Annotated in this window: 21 protein-coding genes and 1 tRNA gene; 12 read left to right on the top strand and 10 right to left on the bottom strand. The window is 68.9% G+C overall.

Annotated elements, in window-relative coordinates:
- Positions 1-106 precede the first annotated feature (106 nt).
- The 3 genes from MLG87_RS11775 to MLG87_RS11765 are packed head-to-tail and all read right to left on the bottom strand — an operon-like array spanning position 107 to position 3,896.
- The gene (locus tag MLG87_RS11775) at positions 107-2,323 is read right to left on the bottom strand and encodes a polysaccharide biosynthesis tyrosine autokinase (protein ID WP_243295364.1); all 2,217 of its coding nucleotides are present in this window, start codon (positions 2,321-2,323) and stop codon (positions 107-109) included.
- A complete protein-coding gene (locus tag MLG87_RS11770) occupies positions 2,320-2,799 on the bottom strand; it encodes a low molecular weight protein-tyrosine-phosphatase (RefSeq protein ID WP_243295363.1) in 480 nt (159 codons plus the stop codon). Before MLG87_RS11770 ends, MLG87_RS11775 begins: the two co-directional genes overlap by 4 nt.
- Complete coding sequence (locus MLG87_RS11765; protein WP_243295362.1) at positions 2,796-3,896, bottom strand: polysaccharide biosynthesis/export family protein; 1,101 nt, start codon at positions 3,894-3,896, stop codon at positions 2,796-2,798. Before MLG87_RS11765 ends, MLG87_RS11770 begins: the two co-directional genes overlap by 4 nt.
- 450 nt (positions 3,897-4,346) lie before the next feature.
- Between MLG87_RS11765 and MLG87_RS11760 the strand changes: the two genes are divergently transcribed.
- Positions 4,347-5,360, top strand: a complete 1,014-nt coding sequence (locus tag MLG87_RS11760; RefSeq protein WP_243295361.1) for a right-handed parallel beta-helix repeat-containing protein — start codon at positions 4,347-4,349, stop codon at positions 5,358-5,360.
- Positions 5,361-5,591: 231 nt separating this feature from the next.
- Here MLG87_RS11760 and MLG87_RS11755 read toward each other — a convergent pair whose 3' ends face one another.
- Positions 5,592-6,818, bottom strand: a complete 1,227-nt coding sequence (locus MLG87_RS11755) for a CHRD domain-containing protein (protein WP_243295360.1) — start codon at positions 6,816-6,818, stop codon at positions 5,592-5,594.
- A 211-nt stretch (positions 6,819-7,029) separates the two neighbouring features.
- Here MLG87_RS11755 and MLG87_RS11750 point away from each other — a divergent pair, with 211 nt between their 5' ends.
- From MLG87_RS11750 to MLG87_RS11735, 4 genes are all read left to right on the top strand, one after another.
- Positions 7,030-8,544, top strand: coding sequence for a putative bifunctional diguanylate cyclase/phosphodiesterase (locus MLG87_RS11750; protein WP_243295359.1), 1,515 nt, complete (start codon positions 7,030-7,032; stop codon positions 8,542-8,544).
- 205 nt (positions 8,545-8,749) lie between these two features.
- Positions 8,750-10,030, top strand: coding sequence for a uracil permease (gene uraA / locus MLG87_RS11745; RefSeq protein ID WP_243295358.1), 1,281 nt, complete (start codon positions 8,750-8,752; stop codon positions 10,028-10,030).
- 28 nt (positions 10,031-10,058) lie between these two features.
- The gene (locus MLG87_RS11740; RefSeq protein ID WP_243295357.1) at positions 10,059-11,477 is read left to right on the top strand and encodes an NCS2 family permease; all 1,419 of its coding nucleotides are present in this window, start codon (positions 10,059-10,061) and stop codon (positions 11,475-11,477) included.
- Positions 11,478-11,506: 29 nt separating this feature from the next.
- On the top strand, positions 11,507-12,340 hold the full coding sequence (locus MLG87_RS11735; protein WP_243295356.1) for a hypothetical protein: 834 nt from the start codon (positions 11,507-11,509) through the stop codon (positions 12,338-12,340).
- A 67-nt stretch (positions 12,341-12,407) separates the two neighbouring features.
- Here the strand turns inward: MLG87_RS11735 and MLG87_RS11730 are convergent, their stop codons facing one another.
- The gene (locus MLG87_RS11730) at positions 12,408-13,010 is read right to left on the bottom strand and encodes a DUF4337 domain-containing protein (RefSeq protein ID WP_243295355.1); all 603 of its coding nucleotides are present in this window, start codon (positions 13,008-13,010) and stop codon (positions 12,408-12,410) included.
- Positions 13,011-13,068: 58 nt separating this feature from the next.
- Here MLG87_RS11730 and MLG87_RS11725 point away from each other — a divergent pair.
- Positions 13,069-13,145: transfer RNA gene (locus MLG87_RS11725), tRNA-Arg, on the top strand.
- Between the two features lie 201 nt (positions 13,146-13,346).
- Here MLG87_RS11725 and MLG87_RS11720 read toward each other — a convergent pair.
- Positions 13,347-13,790 (bottom strand): bacteriohemerythrin, encoded by a 444-nt coding sequence (locus MLG87_RS11720; protein ID WP_243295354.1) that lies wholly within the window; start codon positions 13,788-13,790, stop codon positions 13,347-13,349.
- Between the two features lie 84 nt (positions 13,791-13,874).
- On the opposite strand from MLG87_RS11720, the gene MLG87_RS11715 reads away from it, so the two are divergent.
- The 6 genes from MLG87_RS11715 (at position 13,875) to MLG87_RS11690 (ending at position 19,482) form a co-directional block, all read left to right on the top strand.
- The gene (locus tag MLG87_RS11715) at positions 13,875-14,399 is read left to right on the top strand and encodes a hypothetical protein (RefSeq protein WP_243295353.1); all 525 of its coding nucleotides are present in this window, start codon (positions 13,875-13,877) and stop codon (positions 14,397-14,399) included.
- On the top strand, positions 14,396-15,742 hold the full coding sequence (locus tag MLG87_RS11710) for a GAF domain-containing protein (protein WP_243295352.1): 1,347 nt from the start codon (positions 14,396-14,398) through the stop codon (positions 15,740-15,742). The genes MLG87_RS11715 and MLG87_RS11710 overlap by 4 nt, the downstream gene beginning before the upstream one ends.
- A gap of 140 nt (positions 15,743-15,882) precedes the next feature.
- Positions 15,883-16,452: a hypothetical protein gene (locus MLG87_RS11705; protein WP_243295351.1), complete on the top strand. Its 570-nt coding sequence runs from the start codon at positions 15,883-15,885 to the stop codon at positions 16,450-16,452.
- 14 nt (positions 16,453-16,466) lie between these two features.
- On the top strand, positions 16,467-17,447 hold the full coding sequence (locus MLG87_RS16315) for a c-type cytochrome domain-containing protein (RefSeq protein ID WP_243295350.1): 981 nt from the start codon (positions 16,467-16,469) through the stop codon (positions 17,445-17,447).
- Between the two features lie 31 nt (positions 17,448-17,478).
- Positions 17,479-18,477, top strand: coding sequence for a thiamine pyrophosphate-dependent dehydrogenase E1 component subunit alpha (locus MLG87_RS11695; protein WP_243295349.1), 999 nt, complete (start codon positions 17,479-17,481; stop codon positions 18,475-18,477).
- A 21-nt stretch (positions 18,478-18,498) separates the two neighbouring features.
- Positions 18,499-19,482 (top strand): alpha-ketoacid dehydrogenase subunit beta, encoded by a 984-nt coding sequence (locus MLG87_RS11690; protein WP_425250894.1) that lies wholly within the window; start codon positions 18,499-18,501, stop codon positions 19,480-19,482.
- Positions 19,483-19,486: 4 nt separating this feature from the next.
- Here the strand turns inward: MLG87_RS11690 and MLG87_RS11685 are convergent, their stop codons facing one another.
- The 4 genes from MLG87_RS11685 to asnB are packed head-to-tail and all read right to left on the bottom strand — an operon-like array spanning position 19,487 to position 24,230.
- Positions 19,487-20,221, bottom strand: coding sequence for a N5-glutamine methyltransferase family protein (locus tag MLG87_RS11685; RefSeq protein ID WP_243295347.1), 735 nt, complete (start codon positions 20,219-20,221; stop codon positions 19,487-19,489).
- 52 nt (positions 20,222-20,273) lie between these two features.
- Positions 20,274-21,203 carry a hypothetical protein gene (locus MLG87_RS11680; RefSeq protein ID WP_243295346.1) on the bottom strand — a complete coding sequence of 310 codons (930 nt, stop codon included), beginning with the start codon at positions 21,201-21,203 and terminating at the stop codon, positions 20,274-20,276.
- Between the two features lie 30 nt (positions 21,204-21,233).
- Positions 21,234-22,232, bottom strand: coding sequence for an NAD(+) synthase (nadE, locus tag MLG87_RS11675; protein WP_243295345.1), 999 nt, complete (start codon positions 22,230-22,232; stop codon positions 21,234-21,236).
- 9 nt (positions 22,233-22,241) lie between these two features.
- Positions 22,242-24,230 carry an asparagine synthase (glutamine-hydrolyzing) gene (gene asnB / locus MLG87_RS11670; RefSeq protein WP_243295344.1) on the bottom strand — a complete coding sequence of 663 codons (1,989 nt, stop codon included), beginning with the start codon at positions 24,228-24,230 and terminating at the stop codon, positions 22,242-22,244.
- Positions 24,231-24,238 lie beyond the last annotated feature (8 nt).

The raw sequence follows: 24,238 nt of genomic DNA, 5'->3' as shown, positions 1-24,238 counted from the left end.
GACTCACGGCGCCCCGATTCATGCAACTTGGTTCACGGAGGACGCCCGCCGCGTGGCGCGGCCCGCGTCGGCCTCCGGCGGCGAGTGACGGCCCCGTCGGGGTTCGTCACTCGTACCGGTAGTGGTAGGCGTACCGGTAGTGCGTGTAGTTGCCCACGACGCCGAGAGGCTCGACATCGTTGAAGACGCAGCCCATCAGCGGAAGATCCGCGCGATCGAGCTGGGTGAGGCAGGCCCGCAACTCGTCGAGGGAGTGGGCACCGTACTTCACCACGAGCAGGACGCCGTCGACCTTGGCCCCGATGAGGAGGGAGTCGGTGACCGCCAACACGGGCGGGGCGTCCAGAATCACGCAGTCGTAGGCCTTCGAGGCCTGGGCCAGGAAAGTGTCGAAGGCCTGCGTCATCAGCAGCTCGGACGGGTTCATGGGGATGGAGCCGGACATCATCAGGGAGAGCCTCGGCACGGGCGTCTTGTGGACCACCGTCTCCCATTCCGCCATCCCGGCCAGGACGTCCGACAGCCCGCCTGTCCGGTCCTTCGACCAGAAGTGGCGGTGCAGGGACCCCTTCCGGAGGTCGGCATCCACCACCAGCACACGGCTTCCGGACCGGGCCAGCACCGCGGCGAGGTTCCCCGCCACGAAGGATTTCCCGATGTTCGGCGAGGGCCCGGTCACCATGATCGTTCTCACGGCCGCGTGCTTCCTGGAGAAATGGAGGCTGGTGCGAAGGCTGCGGAGGCTCTCGGTGGCAAGGTCATCCGGGTTGAGGGTCGCCAGCAGGTGCAGGCCGTCCTCGCCGTTCCGGATCGCCTGGCTGTGGGCCTCCTGGGCCTTGCTGTGGGGAATGGTCACCAGCACCGGCAGCCCGAGCTTGGATTCGACGAGGCGATGATCCTCGATGCGCGGATTGATGGCCTTGCGGAGGATGGCGAGGCCGATGCCGACCAGGAGGCCGAGGAAGGTGAACAGGCCCATGAGCAGCGTCTTCCGGGGCGCCACGGGCTTGGGATCCGCCGTGGCGGAATCCACCACCGTGATGCCCCCCACTTCGCCCGCACTGGCGATCCGCAGCTGCTGGATGTTGTTCAGGATCGCGGTGTAGAGCTCCGTGTTGACCGCCACCTCGCGGGACAGGCGCACCACCTCCTGCTGGGCTCCCGGCAGGGTGCGGACCTTCGATTCGATCCGCCCGTTCTCGGCTTTGAGCTGGGCGATCTGCTTGTCGAGGGTGGCCACCACGTCGGCGTCCTCCCGGTAGGTCCGGAGAAGTTCCTGGCGCCTCTGCTGGAGGGAGGACACCTGCGTTTTGAGGTTGGTGCTCTGCTGGAGGTAGGCGTCCGCCTCGCGGGCGAGATCCACGGATCCGGTCCGGGTCCGGAACTGGTTGAGCCGGTTTTCGGAATCGTCCAGCTTGGCTTTCACCTGGGGCAGCTGCTCCTTGAGGATCTCCAGGGTCTTCATGGTCGTGGAGTTCTTCCCCTCGACCTTGTGGTGGATGTACTGGTCGATGATCTCGTTCAGGATCTTCGCGCCGAGGGCCGGATTGGTGCTGGTGAGGGTCAGCCCCAGCACGTTCGTGAGCTTGCCCTTTTCCGCCACGTCGAGGTTGGCGCGCAGCGAGGCGATCCCGTCGGTCACCGAGCTCCGCTCGACCGTGAAGACCTGCCCGGGCTTGGCCTGCATGGAGCGGACGACCAGCTTGAGGGGTTCCCCCACGTACGACACGGACAGGGGCTGGCCCACCTTGCCCTTGCCCAGGGGGGCGCCCTTCGGGGAATCCAGCTGGAAGGCCTCGTCTCCCAGGGCGCGGAGGCCGAACACCGTCCCGCGCAGATCGTCCGGCACATCGAACGACTCCAGGTCGATCTTGGGCGCCTCCGGGTTCCCACGGTTCAGGGCGGCGCCGAAGACGGGGAACAGCTTCGGGCGGGCGCGAAGGTCGAGGCTGAGCGCCTCCACCGTCCGGCCCAGCACCAGGTTGCTCTGGAGGATCTCGACCTCGCTCGGCGTATCCGAGGGAGCGGAAAGCAGTCCCTCCATCTTCGCGAAGGCCGGGTCCGAGGGGCCCGTCCGCTTGGCCTGGACCTGCAGCAGGGCCTGGACCTGGTAGACCGGGGCCGCCTGCCAGACGTACAAGCCACCCAGCCCGACGAACACAACGAGCGCCGCGAGGATGAGGTGCTTCCCCTCCCAGAGGTTGGCGAGCCATTCGGTGAGCCCGATCTCCTCGGGCTCGTGAAGCCGCTTCAAGGGGCGGGGGCGGGGTTCCTCCGGATCCAGCCGGGAGGGTCGAATGCCGGTGGCGAGGGGGCTGTTCATGCAGACCTCTGCTCATGTGCCAAGCGGGGCAGCCAGTCTGACACGGATAGGTGGATGTTCTCGAAGGCTGTGCGGAAGGCCTCGGACCCCTGGCGGAAGGGATCCGGAATCTCCTGGGCCCCCTCCGGGCGCCAGTGCCCGAGGAGGAAGATCCGGCCGAGCAGGCTGGGGGTCGTCGCCTCGCACCAGGCTTTCTGGGGAAGGTCCATGACCAGGACGAGGTCGGCCGCCAGCAGCATCTCCTCGGTCAGCTGCCGACCTGCATGTCCGGAGACATCCAGGCCGGCCTCCGCCATCAACCGGGACACCTCGGGATCCACCGGAAGGCCCTCCAGGGCGTTCAGCCCGGCGGACGTCACCTGGATGCCGGGAGGCAGGGCTGCGCGCAGCATCGCCTCGGCCATGGGGCCCCGGCAGTGGTTGCCTTCACAAATGACGAGGATGCGGTGAATGGCGGGGGTACAGCCAGTCTTCATGGTCTTGAGTTCGACGAGGAGCCCAGGTACTTGGCACTGACGGCGGTCTGCAGCAGGCCGCTGTAGGCCGGCAGGATGAGGTTCACGACCTGGCCCCAACGCACCACCGTGCCCTTGTCCACATAGACGATGTCCCGGGGTCGCAGCGGGAACCGGTCCGCGAGGATCATGGCCGTCGGATTGCGGGCATCCAGGTGGAAGACATCCACGGCATTGAGTGAGGAACCCTGACGGATCACGTAGATGCATCTCGGGTCCGCGGTCTGTCCCTGGATGCCGCCGGAATCCTGGATGGCCTTCGCCAGCGAGAGCTGGCCGTGGACCAGGGGCGTCGTCCCGGGCCGCAGGAGCTCGCCCATCATGTAGATGGGGGCATCGTTCAGATGCGGAACCTGGAGTGAATCCCCGTTCTGCAGCAGGATCTGGCCCACCTGGTTGCCCTGGGAAAGCAGGGCCTGGAAATTAAGGGTCCAGGTCTTCTGGCCCCGCGAGAGGAGGATGCGGCTGTCGTCGGCCGTCGGGAGGAGCCCGCCGGCGCGGTTCAGGGCCTCGGTCAGGCTGAGCGGCACGTCGTTGACGGGATAGACGCCCGGGTTCCGGACCTCCCCGCCCAGATAGACCTTCTGCGATCGGTAGGCGATCACCTTCACGTCCACCTGCGGATTCTGCAGCACCCTGTTCAGGAGCGCGGCGAGCTTGTCCCGGACCTGGCCCACGGAAAGTCCCGCGACATGGAACTTCCCGACGTAGGGGAAGAACAGGTCGCCGCGTTCGTCCACCACGGTGCCGGCGGCAGAGTCCTGCCGGTACTGACCCAGGGGCAGGGTGATCTCGGGGTGATCCCAGACGGTGACCAGCAGGATGTCCTGGGGGCCGACCAGGTAGACCGGGGGAGTCTGTGCGAGCAGGCCCTCCAGCGAGAACGTCTCGCCGGCCGGCCGCTCCTGGGCCTGGACGGCCGTGAGGTTCAGCGGCTGCAAGGAGACCGTCAGCCCGTCGACCCGGGTGGTTTCCGGCCGGGAGGGCTGCTCCCGGAGCTTCATGCCCGGCGCCCTGCACGCGCCGAGCAGCAGGACCGCGCCAAGGGCGGCCCCCAAGGCGACCATCCGGGCGGCCCCCGGAGCGGCTTTGCCCCGAGGACGCACTCCCATCTCTCGGCCTGGAACCGCGGAATGGCGCGGTGCGGAGAGTGCAGAACCGGCGGTTTGAATCCGAGCACTAGACGGGTCTTGTGGACACACGGCAGTCTCCGAGAGGAGCTGATAGATATATCGCTATTTACCACAAGCTCGCAAGGAAAATCAGGATGCTTACGCAAGTTGGTGGATGATATGGTTCCCGTCCGGAGGCCCTCCATGCAGCCCCTCCCCCTTCCACCCCCAGGCCCTGGGATCCGACGGCGCCGCCAAGCCGGATCCGCTTCTCGGGGGGGCAACCCGCCATCTTACTGGAAGGGTGTGCTCGGGGGCCTGGCGATCGGCGGGGGACTCCTCCTCTGCACCTGCCACGGAGGAGAATCCGGAGCGGCGGGAGCGGTCGAGCCGCCGGTGGCGAACTGCGCCCCCACGCCCACATCCTCCCTGATCGTGAACGTCAAGGATGCGCCCTATGGCGCCAAGGGCGACGGGACCACCGATGACACGGCCGCCCTGCAGAAGGCCATCGATGCCGTCGGCGGTACCGGGGGCACGGTCTCGGTCCCGGCAGGGACCTACCACGTGAACGCCCTCACCTCCCTGCTCCTGAGGAGCGGCATGACCCTCTCCCTCGACAGCGGCGCCGTGCTGGCAGCCATCCCGAACGGCGCGGACAACTACACCATCCTGCGGGTGTCAGGAGTCTCGAACGTGAACATCCTGGGTGGCACCCTCCTGGGCGAGCGCAGCGCCCACACGGGCAGCACCGGCGAGCAGGGCATGGGACTCCGGATCACAGGCGGCGCCCAGCACATCGCCGTGGTGGGGATCACCGCGAGGGAATGCTGGGGCGACGGGTTCACGGTGACCGATGCCAGCGACGTGACCCTCTGCCACGTCACCGCGGACCACAACCGCCGCCAGGGGCTCTCCATCACCGGGGGGAACGGCATCGTCGTCCGGGATTCCCGCTTCGTCAACACCGGCGGCACCCTTCCCGAGGACGGCCTCGACATCGAGCCGAACAGCGGCCAGACGGTCAACAACGTGCTGATCACGGGTTGCGTCTTCACGAACAACGCGGGCGACGGCATCGAGGTGGGGGTGCCCATCGCCTACTCCGGCCTGGCCTTCATCTACAACGTGGTGATCGACGGCAACACCATGAGCGGCAATGGCGCGGGCAGCCTCAGCTCGGGCCCCCGCAGCGGCCTCGAGGCCTCCAACACCGGTGGCCATGTCGTGAAGAACAACACCGTCCAGAGCAACGTGGGGTATGGCATCTACCTGAGGAATGGCGTCGCGGGCACCACCGTCACCCGCAACACCGTGACCAGCAACGGGCGGAACGGCATTCTCGAGTACCTGTCCTCGGGCAACAGCATCACGGACAACACCCTCTCCGGCAACGGGGTGCCGCCATGATCCGCCTCGACCCCCGGCCAAGCCCCGGGAGGTCGGTGGCCCCATAGTGGGCAGAGACTTGGCCCTGGTCGCCGACCGGCAGGAGCAGGCTCTTGCTCCCGGGTCACACCCGTCTCGCCTGCTCCGCCAAGGTCCTGGAAGAGGCCCGCACCACCCGCCGGACAGGCGGCTGAACGGCCACGCGAAAAGGCCCGGCGTCCCTCTGCGACGCCGGGCCCCACCCGAGGGCGCTCAGTACCCTCCGCCTCCGGTGCCCCCTCCCGTCCCTCCGCTGGAGGAACCGCCCAGCTGGCCCCGGATCTCGCCGCTGGGATAGGTCGCGCTGTGGACGTTCACGTAGAGGTTCCCCGTCCGCCAGCTGATGAACTGGCTGCTGGTGAGGCGGGTCCCCGCCGGCACGGTCCAAATACCGCCGCCCGCATCCGTCAGGGGCACGATGATAGGCCCGGCGGTCCCCGCCGGTGCCTCGTGGATGTGGGCCCCGGTCCCCGTGATCCCGGTCGTGGCCACGCCGCCGATCAGCTCGAGGGTGGCGGGGTTGAGGCTGAAGGCCCCCGTGCCCGTGGCGGTCGAGGCGTTGGCCGGGGTTTCGCTGGCACCGGAGAGGGTGGCCGTTTGCGTCACGGGAGCGGCCACGTTCAGCTGGCCGCGGATCTCGCCGCTGGGGAAGGCCGCCGAGTGGACGTTCACGTAGAGGTTGCCCGCCTGCCAGCTGGCCACCTGGGCGCTGGTGAGAGCCGCCCCCGCCGGCACGGTCCAGACGCCGCCGCCCGCGTCCGAGAGGGGGATGAGGATGGGCCCCGCAGTGCCGGCGGCCGCCTCGTGGATGTGGGCGCCGGTCCCCGTGATTCCCTCCGTGACCACGGAGCCGCGGATGGCCCCAGTCGTCGCGTTCACGGCCAAGGAGGCGAAACCCGTGGCGGTGCTGGTGTTGGTCGGAGTCTCCTGGCCGCCCGTGAGGGTGGCGAAGCTCACCTGGAGTTCGATCTGGCCACGGATCTCGCCGGCGGCGAAGGCCGCGCTATGGACGTTCACGTAGTAGCCGTTGGCCTGGAGCTTGGCGTACTGCGCATCCGTCAGCACCGTGTTGGCGGGGACGGTCCAGACGCCGGCGGCCCCACCGCTGAGGGGGATGATGATGGGGCCCGCCACGCCGGCGGCGCCCTCGTGGATGTGGGCGGCCACCCCGGCGATCCCCGCGGTGGTCACGGTTCCCGTGAGGACCTTCGTGGTGGGATTCACGGAGAAGGTGGCCGCACCCGTGGCGGTGGAGGCGTTGGCGGGCACCTCATCGACCCCCGACAGCGTGGCGTACCGGACATAGGGTGGAGGGGGCGGGGGCATCGCCGCCGCGCCGCCTCCACCGCCCCCGCCGCAGGCTGCGGCCAGGAGAAGCAGGGTGGAAAGGGCCAGGATGGCGATAGGCCGGAACCGGCCTTCCGAGTCAGGTGGTCGCATGGGCAACTCCTCCGCAGGGTCTCCCGCGGACTCCACCATGGGCCGCCCGCGGCCCGGGGTCAGATCCGGTTCCAGGAAAGGGACCCCTCCGGAGGTGCCTGGCCGGCACATCTTTCCCTGATCTGGTCGACGTTTTTTTCCTCGGAAAAGCCTTTCTCCGTGGCGCCATCCGAACGGGTGCCTTAGGATTTGAATGCCATCCGGAGTGCATTTGCCGAACGAGCGTCCCCACGGTCTGGATCTCAAGGGCTTCATGCTCAAGATCGACCGTCTCGATGCGATCGGCCGCCTCCGGAACGCCGAGCGGCGCATCCAGGCGCTGGAGCAGCGGGTGTCCGAGCTGAGCCTGCTGGACGGGGTCACCGGCCTGCCCAACCATCGGCATTTCGCGGACCGGCTGTCCCAGGCCCTGCTGGTGGCCCAGCGGCACGGGCACATCGTCGCCGTCCTCCTCCTGGACGTGGACCGCTTCAAGCGCGTCAACGACCTGCTGGGGCACCCCGGGGGCGATGAGGTGCTGCGGCTCCTCGGCCAGCGCCTCCAGGAGGCTCTGCGCCAGGGCGACACGCTCGCCTGCATGGGCGGCGACCGGTTCCTGGTCCTGCTCCAGGAGATCAAGGATGTGGTGGCCGCCGCCCGGGTGGGGCAGAAGCTCCTGGAGGCCCTCCAGGTGCCCTTCCGCGCCGGGTCCCGGGAGATCGACCTCACCGCCAGCATCGGCGTCTGTGTCTTCCCCAACGACGGCATGGACGCCCACATCCTGGAGGCCCATGCGGAATCCGCCCTGGTCCGCGCCAAGGAGCGCGGCGGCAACCGCATCGAGTGCTTCACCAGCACACTCAACGAGGTCTCCCTGGAGCGGCAGGAGCTGGAGAGCTGCCTGCGGAGCGCCCTGCAGAACGGCGAGCTGCAGATGTACTACCAGCCCCAGTTCTTCATGGACGGCCGCCTCGCAGGAGCCGAGGCGCTGATGCGCTGGAACCACCCGCTGCTGGGCGCCGTGCCTCCCGTGAAATTCATCCCCCTGGCCGAGGAGAGCCGCCTCATCCTGCCCATCGGCGAATGGGCGCTCCGCGAGGCCTGCGGCCAGATGGCCAAGTGGCAGACCATCAGCCCCTCCCCGCTGATCCTCGCCGTGAACGTCTCCGTCCTCCAGTTCGCCAACGGGGACTGGGATGCCTGTGTGGCCCGGGCCCTGGCGGACACGGGCCTGGAGCCGGGGTGCCTGGAGCTGGAGCTCACGGAGAGCCTGGTCATGCGGCAGGGCCACGAGGACCTGGCGCCGCTCCACCGGCTGCGGGAGATCGGCACGCGGATCGCCATCGACGACTTCGGCACGGGCTACAGCTCCCTGGGCTACCTCCAGCGCCTGCCCATCACCACCCTGAAGCTGGACCAGTCCTTCATCGCGGCGCTGCAGTCCGAGGATCCGGCCCTCTCCTCCGACGCCATCGTGCGGGCGGTGATCCAGCTCGCCCACAGCCTCAACCTCACGGTGGTGGCCGAGGGCGTGGAGACCGAGGTCCAGCGCGACGCCCTGGAACTGCTCGGTTGCGACTGCCTCCAGGGGTTCCTGCTGGGACGGCCCCAGCCCGCGGACGCCTTCGAGGCCATGCTGGAGTTCATGTCCACGAAGCAGTTCCTGAGGAAGGCCGCCGGGCGGCCCCGGGAGGAAGCGAAGGTTCCCCAGGGGGCCCCGGCGGGCCGCGGACGGGGATCCCGCTAGAGCCCTTGTTCCCACCCCGCGGGCCACCGCACGGGGCCCATCGCGCATGGTGCCTGGAAAAAACATAATGTGACGGCTGCAAACGCCCAGGCAGAGGACAATTGAAATGTCCTTGTGCCTCCGGACCGAAGGGACCCTCCCCGGGCCCCGGAGCCGGGCGCCATCCCGCGGTGCCTTCACAAGGTCCTCACCCGCCGAGGCCCCCATGCAGCGCCGCACCATCGACGTCGACGAACGCCTGCCCCTGCTGCAGACCGCGCCCCTGAGCCTCCAGCACCTGTTCGCCATGTTCGGCGCCACGGTGCTGGTGCCCTTCCTCTTCAAGGTGAACCCGGCCACCTGCCTGCTGATGAACGGCGTGGGCACGCTGATCTATCTGGTGGTGGCCAAGGGCCGCATCCCCGCCTACCTGGGCTCGAGCTTCGCCTTCCTCTCGCCGGTCTTCGCCGTGCTGGCGGCGGGCCTCAGCTACTCGGCCGCCCAGGGCGGCTTCATCGTCTTCGGCCTCATCTTCATGCTGTTGTCTCAGGTGGTGCGTGTCGCGGGCACCCGCTGGATCGACATCATCTTCCCCCCGGCCGCCATGGGCGCCATCGTGGCCATCATCGGCCTGGAGCTGGCCCCCGTGGCCACCAACATGGCGGGCCTCACGGCCGGTCCCGCCGTGCTGGGCATGCCGCTGCGGCTGGCCCTGGTGGTCTCGCTGTCCACCCTGGCCGTGACCATCCTGGCCTCCATCCTGCTTCGCGGGTTCCTGGCGGTGATCCCCGTGCTGCTGGGCGTCATCGCGGGCTACCTGATCTCGCTGGGCCTCGGCGTGGTGGACTTCCAGTCCGTGCGCCTGGCGCCCTGGTTCCAGGTGCCCACCCTCTACGCGCCCACCTACAACCTGCAGGCCATCCTCATCATCCTGCCCGCCGCACTGGTGGTCCTGGCGGAGCACGTGGGGCACCTGGTGGTGACGGGGAACATCGTCGGCAAGGACCTGATGAAGGAGCCCGGCCTGCACCGCTCCCTGCTGGGCGACGGCCTCTCCAACGTGCTCTCGGGCCTGGTCGGGGCCACGCCCAACACCACGTACGGCGAGAACATCGGCGTCATGGCCATCACCAAGGTCTACAGCGTGTGGGTCATCGGCGGCACGGCCGTCATCGCCATCCTGGTCTCCTTCTCCGGGAAGCTGGCGGCCCTCATCCGGAGCATCCCGGTGCCCGTCATGGGCGGCGTCTGCATCCTGCTCTTCGGCGTCATCGCCGCCGCGGGCATCCGCATGCTCATCGAGAAGCAGGTGGACTACACCCAGTCCCGCAACCTGATCCTCACCTCGGTAGTGCTCATCAGCGGCATCAGCGGCGCCGCCGTAAAGCTGGGCACCGTGGAGCTCAAGGGCATGGCGCTCGGCACGGTGGTGGCCATCGTCCTCAGCCTGCTCTTCTGGGGCCTCGACCACCTGGGCCTCAGCAACGACACGGAAACGCAGTCCTGATCCCTCCACCCCTTTCGAGGAGTACCGCATGGAACGGTTTTTTGGTCTGAAGGCCAAGGGCACCACGGTGGCCACGGAGGTGCTCGCGGGCACCACCACCTTCATCTCGATGGCCTACGTGATCTCGCTTATCCCCAACGCCTTCCTCAAGGTGGCCGGCATCGCGCCGGCGCAGGGCTTCACGGCCTTCGTGGTCTGCGCCATCCTCTCGACGCTCATCGGCGCCTTCTACGCGAACCTGCCCATCGCCTTCGCCTCGGGCATCGGCCTCTCGGCCTTCTTCGCGTTCACGGTCTGCGCGCCGGCCAACCAGGGCGGCATGGGCTACACCATCCAGGTGGCCCTCACGGCCCTGCTGCTGGAGGGCCTCGTCTTCATCGCTCTCAGCGCCATGAAGGTGCGCGAGGCGTTCATGGACGCCATCCCCTTCTCGCTGAAGAAGGGCATCTCCGTGGGCATCGGCCTCTTCATCGCCATCATCGGCTTCGTGGATTCCGGCGTCACCCAGGTGGGCCTGAAGTTCGAGCCCGACACGATCTTCCCGGTGCTGAAGAACGACCCCTCGGCCCTCTTCGGTCTGCATGACGTGAACAACCTCTTCATCGCGAAGTTCTGGGACCACGGCCACCTCACCCCGGCCTTCTGGTCCGTGGTGGGCCTCTTCCTCATCGCCGTGCTGGTGGCCAAGCGCGTGAAGGGCGCCATCCTCCTGGGCATCCTGGCCATCACCCTGGTGGGCCTGCTGCCCGTGTCCTTCGGCGGCGGCTTCACCCACCTGCCCAAGGGCACGCTCTTCCAGATCCCCAGCTGGCCCCACATGTTCCAGTACGACTGGAGCTGGACCAGGTCCCTGGGCGGCATGATCAACATCTTCATCATCCTGTTCACCCTGCTCTTCGTGGACATGTTCGACACCATCGGCACCCTCATGGGCATCGGCGCCCAGGGCAAGCTGCTGGACAAGGAGGGCAAGTTCCCGGGCGCGTCGAAGGCCTTCATGGCCGACGCCGTGGGCACCACCTTCGCGTCCATGTTCGGCACCACGGCCATCACCGCCTACATCGAGAGCGCCTCCGGCGTGGCCGAGGGCGGCAAGACGGGCCTGACGGCCCTGGTGGTGGCGGGCTGGCTGGCGCTCGCCCTCTTCCTCTCGCCCCTCTTCCTCATGGTGCCGCTCCAGGCCACGGCCCCGGCGCTCATGATGATCGGCTTCTTCATGCTGTCGGAGGTCAAGGAGATCCGCTTCGACGACGTCACCGACGCCATCCCTGCCTACCTGGCCGTGGTGGTCATGCCCTTCACCTTCTCCATCGTCAACGGCATCGCCCTCGGCATGATCGCCTACACCGTGCTGAAGGCCGCCACCGGGCGCTTCAAGGAGATCAACCCGATCATCCTCGTGCTCTCGGCCATCTTCCTCCTCAAGCTGCTCTTCCTGTCCGCCTAGCCTCAGTGGCTGCTTTTCACGGAGTTTCCATGTCCAAATTCGCCCTCGCTCTCGTGGCCCTGGTGGCTCTGCCCGCCGCCGCCGCCGACTGGAGCGACACCTTCATCGGCTACCGCACCGGCACCCAGTTCCGCGAGCCCGGCATCGACGGCACCGTGAAGAAGAATATCCTCCAGCTCGGCCACGTCAGCGGCTGGGCCTACGGCACGAACTTCTTCAACGTGGACATGCTCATGTCCGACCGGAACGACCCCACCGCCAGCGGGAACAGCGGCGCCAACGAGGTCTACGCGCTCTACCGCGGCTCCCTGAGCCTCGGCAAGCTCACGAAGACCGACCTCGGCTTCGGCCCCGTGCGCGACATCTCCCTCACCGCCGGCTTCGACTTCAACTCCAAGGACAACGCCTTCGCCTCCAAGAAGCGCTTCCTGGTCGCCGGCCCCACCTTCAACTTCAAGGTGACGGACGGCTTCTTCGACCTGGGCCTCCTGGCCTGCCACGAGCAGAACTACAACGGCATCGTGGGCCGGTCCGTGGACTTCAAGACCACCTACTACGTCACCGCCGCCTGGGGCATCCCCTTCCAGATGGGCCAGGTGGGCGCCGAGTTCAAGGGCTACGCCAACTACGAGGGCGCCAAGGGCAAGGACGGCTTCGGCGTGGAGACCAAGCCTGAGACCCTGGCCAACCTCTCCCTGCTCTTCGACATCAGCCCCCTCTTCGGCACCAAGAAGAAGGTCTATGTCGGCCCCGGCTTCGAGTACTGGAACAACAAGTTCGGCGGTCCGAACAACGACGGCCCCGCCCCCGCCACCAACAAGCGCGTCACCGCGCCCATGGCCCAGCTGCAGATCCACTTCTGAATCATCCAGACGCTGCGAAAAAAGGGGACCTCACAAGGCCCCCTTTTTTTCGTATGGATGGTGAACCTCAACCCAGGAGCTTCGCCATCACGTCGGAGTGCAGATTCCAGTGGAAGAAGCCCGCCAGGCCGAAGACCAGGCCGATGCCCGCGAAGATCCCCGCCACGGCGAAGAGCCAGCGTTTGCGGGTGAGGGCCGTGACACCCGCCAGCGCCACGGCCACGCTCAGGCAGGCTTCCGCCAGGTCGAACTGGTCGTCGTGGACGTTCATCGCGTCGTAGTCCTTGGCCGCCCGCTCCGCCTCGGCCTTGATCTCCTCTTTCTCCTTCTCGTATTTCCGGCCGGCGGCTTCCTGGGCTGCGATGCGGGCCTCCACCTTGGCGCGCGCCTCCGGCTTCAGCCCCGGGCTCATGTCGAGCTGGACCCTCAGCATCTCCACCGCGTTTTCGGCGATGTGCTGCTTGGTGCTCTTGCTCTGGTAGAAGGCCCACTGGTCCACCGCCCTGGCCTGGGACTGCTGCATGGCCTGGACGACGTTGCCATCCTTCACGTTGCAGAGGGCCATGAACGTCGCCACCACCGCCACGAAGAGGGCGATGAACCCGTTGAGCCGGCTGTCCCTGGCGTGGTCCTGCACCTCATCCTGGATGGGGTCGAGGGTCTCGGACATGGGCGCCTCCCGGAGCCCCCAGTCTAGACACCCCCCGACCCGCTAGACTATCCCTCGCGCGCCTATAGCTCAGGTGGATAGAGCAGCGGCCTTCTAAGCCGCAGGTCGCTGGTTCGAGCCCAGCTAGGCGCACCAAGTGCGCCTGGCTGGACTCGGACCAGCCCCGGCCGCGCGGACGTGACCGGGGTCCAGCGTCGAGAAACATCGGCGGCCCGGTAGGCCATAGGCAGAGGGCCGACTTGATGTCGGCCCGGCGCCGTCATGGCCGGGGCCAGCCGATGGCCGTTCGAGGCCAGCGTGAAGTGGGTCGGCGCCACCGCGTGCGCCCAGCTGGGCTCACGCGGTGTGAAGGCCCTTCAGGTACCCCGCCATGGCCTGGTCCGCTTCGCTGATGTGCTGCTCGAGCCAGGCCCCCAGGTCGGCCAGCGCCTCCCGGCCGACGGGCTGGCCCTTCATCCGCCGGTACTGGAGGTCGCGCACGCGGAGGACCACCTCCTGGTGCTGGTTCATGTGGGCGACGCGGCCGGGGAATCCCGCCTCCTTCATGAGGCTCTCTTCGGTCTGGCAGTGCTTGATGAGGTGCCGGGCCAGGGCGGCCAGCGGCTCGTCCGGCGATCCCGCATCGAGCTCACCGGTCAGCCGGGCCAGCGCCTCGAAGAGCTCCCGGTGCTGCTGGTCGATGGCCGCCAGCCCAGTTTCGAGCTGCGGGCGCCAGCGCGCGACGGGCCGAGCAGTTCGGGTGACAGAGGCGGGATGCACGGGCAAAGAATACCAGAGCATCGGGAAGAGCCGCGCCAGGGTGGAACCACGACCTCCGCTTGTCCGCCCCACCAGTCAAGGGAGATTGGATAAAATCATCACGCCATGCAGGCCCTCCCGTCCCTCTTCCTCGATCCGGAGCTGACCCGCTTCGTCATGGGGGGCGTGTCCATCAACGCGGGTTCCGCCAGCGCGGAGGGTGTCCCCAGCCTCTGTCGGGCTTCCGGCTGCCGGGTGGACCCCGCCACAGGCCGCCTCCGCCTGTTCTTCGCCGGGCCCCAGGCCGTGGACCTCGTCCGGGACACCACGCAGAGCGGCGCCCTGGCCGTGGTCTTCAGCGAGCCACCGACCCACCGCACGGTCCAGATCAAGGGCCAGGACGCCCGCATCGAACCCCTGGCCGAGAGTGATCTCGCCTGCGTCAGGGCCTACCGCACGGCCTTCGCGCAGTGCCTGGTCTTCATGGGCTTCACGGAGGTCATGGTCCGGACCCTGCTCGACTGCCCCGACGAGGCACTGGTAGCCCTGACCTTCACACCCTCGGCCCTCTTCAACTCGACGCCGGGGGCCCAGGCCGGAACGCCGCTGACCTCGACCCCGCCCCCTCCCCGGGCTCCGGGGGGCCCATGATCCCCGTCCGCGCACTCCGCGACTGCCTGGATGGCGTCATCCCCGGCGTGGTGTCCACCTGCGCCGCGGACGGCACCCCCAACGTGGCCTACATGTCCCAGGGCCAGTACCTCGACGAGGGGCACCTGGCCCTCTCCTACCAGTTCTTCAATCGCACCCACCAGAACCTGCTCACGAATCCGCGGGTCATCCTCGGCCTCATCCACCCCCAGACGGCCCAGCAATACCGGCTCCACCTCGTCTACGAGCGCACGGAGACCCAGGGTCCCGTCTTCGAGTCCATGAAGGCCAAGCTGGCGGGCATCGCGTCCCACACGGGCATGACCGGCGTGTTCCGCCTGCTGGGCTCCGACATCTACCGCATCGAGGGGGCCGAGGTGGTGCCGGGGAGCGCCCTGCCCGCCCCGTCCCCCACCGTGGATCCCCTCCTGGCCCTGCGCGCCTGCATGGAGCGGCTGCCCACCAGCTCCGATGCCGAGTCCCTCCTGGACGCGCTGCTGGACGGCCTGCAGGCCCACTTCGCCATCGAGCAGGCCCTGGTGATGATGCTGGATCCCCGCCGCGACCGGCTCTACACCGTGGCCAGCCGAGGCTATGCGACTTCAGGCGTGGGCTCGGAGATCCCGGTGGGCGAAGGTGTCATCGGCGTGGCGGCCCGGGAGCGGGCGCCCATCCGCATCTCCCACGTCACCTCCGAATACGCCTACGGCCTCGCCATGCGCGAGGGGGCCGAACGCCGGGGCATGGGCGACCTGCTGGAGACCGAGATCCCCTTCCCGGGCCTGGCCTCACCCGGCAGCCAGCTGGCCGTGCCCATCCCCGGGACCCGCGAGCCCCTGGGCGTGCTCTTCGTGGAGAGCGCCACGGAGATGCGCTTCACCCATGCGGACGAGGACGCCCTGGTGGCCCTGGCCATCCAGGTGGGCGGCCTCTTCCGGCTCTTCCAGGCGGAGCTGGAGCTGGGGGAGGAGGCCCACCCCGGTGCCATCCGGGAATCCCGGCCCGACGGTCCGCCCCTGCGCGTGCGCCACTACGCCGTCAACGACAGCGTGTTCCTGGGCGACGACTACCTGATCAAGGGCGTGGCCGGGAACATCCTCTGGACCCTCCTCCAGGATCACCAGGCCCTGGGCCGCACCCAGTTCAGCAACCGGGAACTGCGGGCGGACCCCCGGGTGCGACTGCCGGACCAGAGCGACAACCTGGAGGCCCGCCTGGTCCTCCTGCACCGCCGCCTGGTGGAGCGCGGGGCCTGCGTCCAGCTGGAGAAGACGGGCCGCGGGCGCTTCCGGCTGGTGGTGGCCCGCCCCCTGGACCTGGAGGAAGTGGCGCCGGAGCCCTGAGGAACCTGGATAATCTTAAATTCCTCTTAAAAGCCCGCTAATTCTTTCTTAAGGATGGAAAAAAGCAATAAACCGATCGTCATCGGTGGCATATATCCCTCATCGGGTTTCGAGCCCCGACCTTCCTGATGAGGTGATCCATGTCCCTGTCCCGCACCCTCCCCCTGGCCGTCCTCGGCCTCCTCCTCGGCACGGCGACCGCGCAGGCCGCCTCCCCTTCCCGGCAGAAGCAGATCCAGCATGGGGGCTACCTGGTCACCATCGCGGGCTGCCACGACTGCCACACGCCCCTGAAGATGGGCCCCAAGGGCCCCGAGCCGGACATGACCCGCATGCTCTCCGGCCACCCCGAGGGCCTGAAGATGCCCCCCGCGCCGAAGCTGACCGAGGCCCCCTGGGGCTGGGCGGGCTCCTTGACCATGACCGCCTTCAGTGGTCCCTGGGGCGTGACCTATGCCGCCAACCTGACGCCGGACAAGGAGACGGGCCTGGGCAGCTGGACCGAGGCCCAGTTCCTCCGGATGGTCCGCTCCGCCCGCCACCTGGGCCAGGGCCGCGCGATCCTGCCCCCGATGCCCATCCAGAACCTCCAGCAGGTCAACGAGGCGGACCTGAAGGCCATCTTCGCCTACCTGCAGTCCATCCCGGCCGTGAAGAACAAGGTGCCCGCCCCCGAGGCGCCCGCGCCCACGCCCATCCCCATGCACTGAACCGGAGCCCTGCCGTGCGCCCCCTCCTTCCGGTCCTCCTGGCCCTCGGCGCCCTGCCGGGGGCCGCGAAGGCCCCCGCCCCGCCCCGTCTGCTCTCCCAGACCGGCCTTTACGCCGCGCCGGGCGTGGTGGCGGCCCGGAACCTGGCCTACGCGCCCCAGTACCCGCTGTGGACGGACGGCGCGGCCAAGGCCCGGTGGATCCACCTGCCGGCGGCCATCGATGGCCGCGACGAGGCGGGCTGGGTGTTCCCGGTGGGCACCAAGGCCTGGAAGGAGTTCGCCTTCGGGGGCCGCAAAGTGGAGACGCGCCTTCTCTGGAAGACCGGGCCCGGGACCTGGGTCTTCGCCAGCTACGCCTGGAACGAGGCCCAGACCGACGCGGTCCTCGTGCCCGAGGGCGGCCTTCCCGACGCCGCCGAGGTGGCCCCGGGCCTGCGCCACGCCATCCCCTCGCGGGCGGACTGCCGGGACTGCCACGGCCAGGGGCAGGTGGAGGTCCTGGGCTTCACGGCCCTTCAACTCTCCCCGGACCGGGATCCCGGCGCCCTCCACGGCGAGCCCCTCCGGCCCGGCCTGATCACCCTGGCGGACCTGGTCTCCCGGGGCCTGCTCCGGGGCGCCCGGCCCGATCTCCTCGCCCGTCCACCCCGCATCGCGGGTGATCCCGCCACCAGGACGGCCCTGGGCTACCTCCAGGCAAACTGCGCCACCTGCCACCGGGCGGACCGGCCCATCCCGGGCCTGGACCTGGACCTGCGCCCCGCCCATGCCCTCCGCACGACGGCCGGCACTGGCAGCTTTCCCGTGCCCGGCCAGCCCGAGAGCCGCCTCCTCAGCCCCGGCCATCCCGAGCGCAGCGCCCTGCTGCACCGCATGGCCTCCCGGGATCCCATCGCCCAGATGCCGCCCCTGGGTACCGTGCGCGTGGACCAGGCCGCGGTGGACCACCTCCGCCGCTGGATCACCGACGCCCCCTTCGCCCCGTCCCACTGACCCCCAGACCCCCTTTCCGACGCGAGGTCCCATGACCCCTTCCACACCTGTGCCCACCCCTGCGCACACACCTGCATCCACCCCTGGGCCCACCCGCCAGGACCTGCTCGCGGCCATGCTGCGCATCCGGGCATACGAAGAGCGGATCGTGGCCTTCCACGCCGCGGGCCCCTTCCCCAATGTCTGCACCTCCGTGGGCCAGGAGGCCGCCGCCGTGGGCGTGGTCTCCGCGCTGCGGGCCGAGGACCAGATCCTCACCAACCACCGCAGCGCCGGCCACCTGCTGGCCCGGGGGGCGGACCCCGGCCGCATGCTGGCCGAGGTCATGGGCCGCAGCACCGGCTACTGCCAGGGCCGCAGCGGCACCCTGCACATCTCGGTCAAGGAGCTGGGCGTGGTGCTCACCTCCACCATCGTGGGCGGCGAGCTGTCCCTGGCGCCGGGCGTGGCCCTGTCGCGGGCCATGCTGGGCGGCGAGGGCATCGTCGTGTGCTTCTTCGGCGACGGCGCGGCCTGCGAGGGGATCTTCCACGAGTCCCTGAACCTGGCCTCGGTCTGGAACCTGCCCGTGCTCTACGTCTGCGAGAACAACCAATGGCAGGCCTTCGTGCACCGCAAGGAGACCATGGTGGGCGACCATGTGGCCCCCTGGGCCGCCCCCTACGGCATCGACAGCCTCACCGTGGACGGCAACGACGTGGAGGCCGTGCGCAGGGCCGCCCTGCACGCCGCCGCCCAGGTGCGCGAGACGCGCCGGCCCTTCCTGCTGGAGGCCTGGACCTACCGCCAGCGCGGCCACATGGAGCCCCACGACCAGTCCTACGTGGATCCCGCGGAGCTCGAGGCCTGGATGGCCAAGGATCCCATCGCCCGCATGGAGGCCCGCCTCCTGGAGGCCGGCGAGCTCACGACGGACGGCCTCGAGGCCCTCCACGCCCAGGCCCGCCAGGCCATCGAGGACGCCGCCGCCTTCGCCGCCGCTTCGCCCTATCCCGATCCCGCCGACCTCGCCACCGGCGTCTACGCCTGAGGAGCCCGACCCATGACCCAGATGAATCAAATGACCTTCCACGACGCCGTCGAAGCCGCCCTCCACGAGGAGATGGCCCGCGATCCGCGCGTGCTCATGTTCGGCGAGGGCACCGCCACCAAGCGCAAGGGCCTGCTCAAGGCCTTCGGGCCCCAGCGCGTGCGCAACACGCCCCTGGCCGAGGGCATCATCGCCGGCACCGCCGCCGGGGCCGCCGCCACGGGCCTGCGCCCGGTGGTGGACCTGCTCTTCGCGCCCTTCCTCTGCTTCGCCATGGACGAGCTGGTGAACAGCGCCGGCAAGCTGCGCTACATGTCCGGCGGCCAGTTCTCGTTCCCCATGGTCGCGCTGGCCATGACCGGCGGGGGCTGGAGCGTGGGCGCCCAGCACAACCACAACCTGGAGGCCTGGTTCGTCCATGCGCCTGGCCTGAAGGTGGTGATGCCCGCCACGCCGGCCGATGCCAAGGGCCTCATGAAGGCCGCCATCCGCGACGAGAACCCCGTGCTCTTCTTCATGGACATCGGCCTGGCCTTCGCGCCCGGCGAGGTGCCGGAGACCGACGAGATCGTCCCCCTCGGGAAGGCCGCCATCCGCCGCGAGGGCTCGGATGTCACCCTCATCTCCTACGCCAAGACCGTCCACACCTGCCTGGCCGCCGCCGAGGCCCTGGCGGCCGAGGGCGTCTCCGCCGAGGTGGTGGACCTGCGCACCCTCAAGCCCCTGGACGAGGCCACGATCCTCGCCTCCGTGCGCAAGACCGGTCGCGCCATCCTCGTCCACGAGGCCAGCCGCCTCTGCGGCGTGGGGGCCGAGGTGGCGGCCCTGATCGCCGAGCAGGCCTTCGAGTCCCTGCGGGCCCCCCTCGTCCGCCTCACGGGCCCGGACGCGCCGGCCCCCGCCAGCTACCCCCTGGAGCAGGCCTTCGCCCCCCAGGCCGACGCCATCGTCGGCGCCGCCCGGCAGCTGGTGGCGCGGACCCTGGAGGCGGCGCCCATCTGGTGAAGGGCTACAGCCCGAGGACAGCCACCCTCGGATGGCCCTGGGCATCCGCGACGAACCGGGTGGTGGCGTAGCGCCGGTTCCGCTCCACCAGGGCCTGCACCAGCTTGGCCTGCCCCAGCCCAAACTCGAACAGGAGGTGCCCCCCTGGGTTCAGGAACGCCGGCGCCTCCTGCAAGAGCCGCGTGAGGATCGTGATCCCGTACGGGCCGCCGTCGAAGGCGGCCCTGGGTTCATGCCGAAGCAGGCCCGCCAGGGTTGCCTCCAGCACATGGGAGGGGATGTAGGGCGGGTTCATCACCACCAGGTCCATGGTGCCTTCCAGGCCTTCGTTCGCGAGGGACGCGAAGAGATCCCCCTGGGCGACCACGACCCGGTCTTCCAGGCCAAGGCGGGCCACATTCGCTCGGGTCAGGTGGACACAGGCGTCCGAGGCGTCTGCGGCCCAGACCCTCACGGTGGGTACCCCCAGCGCCGCGGTGCAGGCCAGGTTCCCCGATCCGCAGCCCATGTCGATCACCCGCAGCTCCCGTTCCGGCTCCTCCTGCGACAGGGCGCGGAGAAGGGCCAGGATCTCCCGCCCCAGGATCTCCGTCTCCTCCCGGGGAACCAGGACGTCCTCGCCCACCAGAAAGTCGACCCCCAGAAAGCGGTGATGCCCGGCCGCAAGCCGGGCGGCGGGGCCCTGATCCTCCGCGGGGACCGCGGGACTGGCGCTTTCGCCCACCTTGTCGTCATCCATCTGTTCCTCCGTGGCCATGTCGGCCGCTACTTGCGTACCCGGGTGGCGGGCCTCAGCCTCCTGTCAGGCTGGACTGGTCTCCCCGTCCCTCGATGACGTCCACGATGCGTCGCCCCAGGAGTGGAGCGGCCTTCCCCGCGAAGGTCCGGGAGGGATGGGCATTGGTGGGCCCGTCGGCATGGGCCGGCTTCAGGTACAGGCCTCCCTCGGTCTCCAGTTCGCGGAAGTCCCACACGAAGATGTTGTCGCCCTTCTCGTCCCAGGTCTCCTTCACCCAGGTGGCGAACTGCCGGGCGCGCTCCGCTTCCTCAGGGGTGGTGGAGGCCTCCGTCAGCGCCGGACCGGTCCACACGATGAAGGTGGTGCGGGGGAACTGGTGCATGCGGGTCTTGAGGGCCTCGTACTGCAGGCGGTAATTGGCGAGGGTCTTCTTCGGGGAGGCCACGCTGGAAGCCCCGTCCTCGGGCAGGACCCGGCTGACAGGGAAGCAGTGCTTGAAGACGATGACGTCGTGGGACGCGGCGAGGTCATCCAGGTTGGGCTCCTGCCGGTCCCTCGCGGTCCCAGCATGGGCCACCCACAGGTTCCAGTAGTCATAGGGGTTGTTCTCCCAGGGGTAGCGGTCGTGCACCAGGCGCCGGAACACCCGCGTGGGGAGCATCCGGTCCAGCCGGGTATGCCCGCCGTTGGCCATCGGATACGTCATCTCCGTGATGGCGTAACGGGTGCCGTGGGTCGCGTTCCAGGCCTGGAAGAACTGGGGCAGGCCGGCTTCCCAGATGGCCTCGCCGGTGCTGTGGTGCAGGAAGAGGATCCTTGAGGCAGGCTCGTGCGGCACGGCGCGCTCCTTGGGTTGGGCGGCTCCGGGGGTCCCCGCCCTGGGGGAACAGGTCAGGAGAAGGGCCACCGCCGCGGAGAGGAAGCTCCTCCTGATCCACGCCAGGGCGGGCTTCGGGGGCGGGAGTCCGGACATCGAGGTCATGGGGAGCCCTCCAAGGAGGCGGGAGCGGATTCAGCGGCCCGCGAAGGCCGGCGTCCCGAGGGAGGTCATGTCCAGGGGAGGGGTCCGCAGGTAGTACGTCGACCGCTTCTTCTGGGTGAAGTCGTCGAAGGCGCGCCGCACCTGGTCGGACGTCATGTCCAGGGCGGCGGCCGTCTCCTCCACGGAAACCTGGTTCTCCTGGGCGTACCAGAGCAGGTCCATGGTCCGGAAGGGGATGCGGAAGAAGAACTCCTCCTGGGTTGTGGGGGCGCTGTAGGTGTCGGAGGTCGGCGGGCGCTTCTGGATGACCTCGGGGACATCCAGGTGACGGGCCAGCTGGTACACCTGCGTCTTGTACAGGTGGACGATGGGCATCAGGTCCACGCCGCCATCGCCGTACTTCACGAAGAATCCCTGGTCGTGCTCGTTCTTGTTGGGCGTCCCGATGACCGCGTAGTTCCTGAGTTCGGCGTGGTAGTAGAGCATCGCCGTGCGGGTGCGCTGCTTGAAATTGGACGCAGCCACGATCTGGGCCAGCTCCGTGGGACGCAGCCGCGCGCTCTTCTCCTCGCCCTCGGGGGTGATGATCGTCAGGGAGAAGACGTTCAGCGTGCCCTGGTCCAGGAGCCCCGGGGGCAGGACGATCTTGGCCTTGTAGCCGGCGCTGGCGTCGTACTCGGGGAAGACCCGTGCGATGGCCTCGTCCCGCCGCTGGTAGCAGGCATACCCATCCAGCGCCGGCGTGATGACCTCCAGCACGGGGGTGACGCCGAAGTGGGCCGCCAGCATCCGGGCGAGATCCTCCGAGGCTGGATCCGAGTCCTTCTCCGGCAGCAGGAGGGGCACCACCCGCTCGGGCCCGAAGGCCTTGACGCAGAGCGCCAGGCAGACGGAAGAATCGATTCCCCCGCTGATGCCGAGCACGGCGCCCATGCGGTGGAGGCCCCGCATGTTCTCCCTCAGCCACTGCACGATCCGATCCGTCTCGGCGGCAGCATCGATATCCAGGACTCGGGGGTTCATGGGCATGGGCATTCCTCAGGGACAGACGCCCCGACCGACCACGACCTTCACGTCGTCGTCATCGTCCAGGGGGTGGGCCGGCACGAATCCGGACAGGAACTGCGCGTCCACGAGCTGGGTGGAGATGATGCCGGCCAGGGCCATGTCGTCGGTTTCGCCCAGACCCTGGCCCCGCCGGGCCTTGGCGACCAGATGATCCACGGCCGCGGGATTGAAGAAGCCCGAGGTGCGGATGGCGGAGGGCGAGAGCAGGTCCTCGAGGTAGTCCGGGGGCGAATCATTGAAGAAGGCCCGATGGATCGGCGCGCGGTAGGGCTGCTTGGGCCGGTCGGTGATCTCCGCGGGAAGCCACTCGCGGCTGACCTCCTTCAGCAGGTACTTCTCCTTGAGGCCATGCAACTTCAGGTCCGGGGGGAGCCGGTTGCAGAAATCGACCACCCGATGATCCAGGAAGGGGAATCGCCCCTCCACCGAGTGGCCCATGGCCACCCGGTCGCTCTGGGACGACAGCAGGTACTGGGACAGGAAGATGGAGATCTCCAGGTACTGGGCCCGGTGGAGGGGATCCCAGCCATCGAAGCCGGCGGGGAAGGCGGGATCCAGGTGGTCTCCGGAGCCGGCGGCGCGGATCCGATCTGCCAGGTCGTCGCTGAAGAAGCGCTTGGCCCGGCTGGTGGTGCGCCAGCGGAGGCTGTGGGAATAGCTGGAGGAGGCGGTTTCCTCCAGTCCCAGGCCGAAGAAGGCCGTCGCATAGGCCGACCCGCCCTGGGTCAGCCCCGAGATCCAGGGGTAGATCCGGCTGAACAGGGCCGGACGAAGCTTGGAGTCCGGTTGGGCGGCCCAGAACCGGCGGATCTTGGCTTCCTTGAACAGGTCGTAGCCCGCCAGGAACTCATCGGCGCCCTCGCCCGTGAGAACCACCTTGAAGCCCTTCTCCCGGACCAGCCCGGACAGGAGGAACATCGGCGCCGGGGAGGTCCTGAGAAGCGGGGTCTCGGTGTGCCAGACCACCTCCGGGAACACCCTTCCTATGTCGGAGTCGGAGGCGTGGACCACGTGGTGATCGGTGCCCAGGTGCCGGGCCATCCGGGTCTGGAACCCGCTTTCGTCGTAGTCCGCGTCCGAGAACGAGATCGAGAAGGTCTCCAGCGGACTCGCCGTGTGGTGGCGGACGATCGCGGTGATGGTGGAGGAATCCAATCCTCCGCTCAGGTAGGCGCCCACGGGCACGTCCGCCCGCAGCCGGATGCGCGTGGCATCGATGAGGAGCTCCCGCAGTTCGGCGGCGTACTCGTCCTGGGAGCGCGCAGGCTCCGGGCGTCCATCCGGGAAGGTCAGCTGCCAGTAGGGCTCCAGGGCCACGCGGCCCTCCCGCACGCGCAGGAAGTGGCCCGGCGGGACCTCCTCGATCCCCTGGAAGAAGGAGCGCGGCGAGAGGGGGCTCCAGAACGTGAAGATCTGGTCCAGGGCCAGGGGATCCACGGCGGCCGCCACGCCGGGAGCGGCCAGGATCGCCTTGATCTCGGAGCCGAACACCAGGCGGCCGTCGGCGAAGGTGTAGAACAAGGGGCGCACGCCCAGCCGGTCCCGGGCCAGGAACAGGGCGCGGTTCCGCGTGTCCCAGATGGCGATGGCGAACTGGCCGTTGAACTTCGCCAGGCAGCCCGGACCGTACTCCTCGTAGGCGTGAAGGACCGTTTCCGTGTCGCAGGCGGTGGCGAACCGGTGGCCCTTCCGCTCCAGCTCCTGGCGGAGCTCCGGGTGGTTGAAGATCTCCCCGTTGAACACGATCCAAAGGGTGCCGTCCTCGTTGGAGATGGGCTGCTGGCCGGTGCTCAGGTCGATGATGCTGAGCCGCGCGTTGCCCAGGGCCGCGTGGTCATCCACGTAGATCCCGAACTGGTCCGGGCCCCGGTGGCGGATCATCCCCAGCATGCGGCGCAGGGTCGAAGCCTCGGCCGGGGGTTTCCCGTTGAGCGCGCAGATACCCACGATGCCGCACATCGGCGCTC

Origin of the sequence: Geothrix mesophila (assembly GCF_022808835.1) — a bacterium.
GTDB classification, from domain to species: domain Bacteria; phylum Acidobacteriota; class Holophagae; order Holophagales; family Holophagaceae; genus Geothrix; species Geothrix paludis.
This window is presented reverse-complemented; position numbering and strand designations above follow the sequence as displayed.

What these genes read in the sequence shown, in the direction of transcription:
- MLG87_RS11770 (WP_243295363.1), bottom strand. Translation starts at nt 2,799, where the DNA reads ATGAAGACTGGCTGTACCCCCGCCATTCACCGCATCCTCGTCATTTGT.
- MLG87_RS11690 (WP_425250894.1), top strand. Translation starts at nt 18,499, where the DNA reads ATGAATCAAATGACCTTCCACGACGCCGTCGAAGCCGCCCTCCACGAG.
- MLG87_RS11730 (WP_243295355.1), bottom strand. Translation starts at nt 13,010, where the DNA reads ATGTCCGAGACCCTCGACCCCATCCAGGATGAGGTGCAGGACCACGCC.
- MLG87_RS11715 (WP_243295353.1), top strand. Translation starts at nt 13,875, where the DNA reads ATGCAGGCCCTCCCGTCCCTCTTCCTCGATCCGGAGCTGACCCGCTTC.
- uraA (WP_243295358.1), top strand. Translation starts at nt 8,750, where the DNA reads ATGCAGCGCCGCACCATCGACGTCGACGAACGCCTGCCCCTGCTGCAG.
- nadE (WP_243295345.1), bottom strand. Translation starts at nt 22,232, where the DNA reads ATGCCCATGAACCCCCGAGTCCTGGATATCGATGCTGCCGCCGAGACG.
- MLG87_RS11685 (WP_243295347.1), bottom strand. Translation starts at nt 20,221, where the DNA reads ATGGATGACGACAAGGTGGGCGAAAGCGCCAGTCCCGCGGTCCCCGCG.
- MLG87_RS11735 (WP_243295356.1), top strand. Translation starts at nt 11,507, where the DNA reads ATGTCCAAATTCGCCCTCGCTCTCGTGGCCCTGGTGGCTCTGCCCGCC.
- MLG87_RS11680 (WP_243295346.1), bottom strand. Translation starts at nt 21,203, where the DNA reads ATGACCTCGATGTCCGGACTCCCGCCCCCGAAGCCCGCCCTGGCGTGG.
- MLG87_RS11720 (WP_243295354.1), bottom strand. Translation starts at nt 13,790, where the DNA reads ATGCTCTGGTATTCTTTGCCCGTGCATCCCGCCTCTGTCACCCGAACT.
- MLG87_RS11740 (WP_243295357.1), top strand. Translation starts at nt 10,059, where the DNA reads ATGGAACGGTTTTTTGGTCTGAAGGCCAAGGGCACCACGGTGGCCACG.
- MLG87_RS11775 (WP_243295364.1), bottom strand. Translation starts at nt 2,323, where the DNA reads ATGAACAGCCCCCTCGCCACCGGCATTCGACCCTCCCGGCTGGATCCG.
- MLG87_RS11705 (WP_243295351.1), top strand. Translation starts at nt 15,883, where the DNA reads ATGTCCCTGTCCCGCACCCTCCCCCTGGCCGTCCTCGGCCTCCTCCTC.
- MLG87_RS11710 (WP_243295352.1), top strand. Translation starts at nt 14,396, where the DNA reads ATGATCCCCGTCCGCGCACTCCGCGACTGCCTGGATGGCGTCATCCCC.
- asnB (WP_243295344.1), bottom strand. Translation starts at nt 24,230, where the DNA reads ATGTGCGGCATCGTGGGTATCTGCGCGCTCAACGGGAAACCCCCGGCC.
- MLG87_RS11755 (WP_243295360.1), bottom strand. Translation starts at nt 6,818, where the DNA reads ATGCGACCACCTGACTCGGAAGGCCGGTTCCGGCCTATCGCCATCCTG.
- MLG87_RS11695 (WP_243295349.1), top strand. Translation starts at nt 17,479, where the DNA reads ATGACCCCTTCCACACCTGTGCCCACCCCTGCGCACACACCTGCATCC.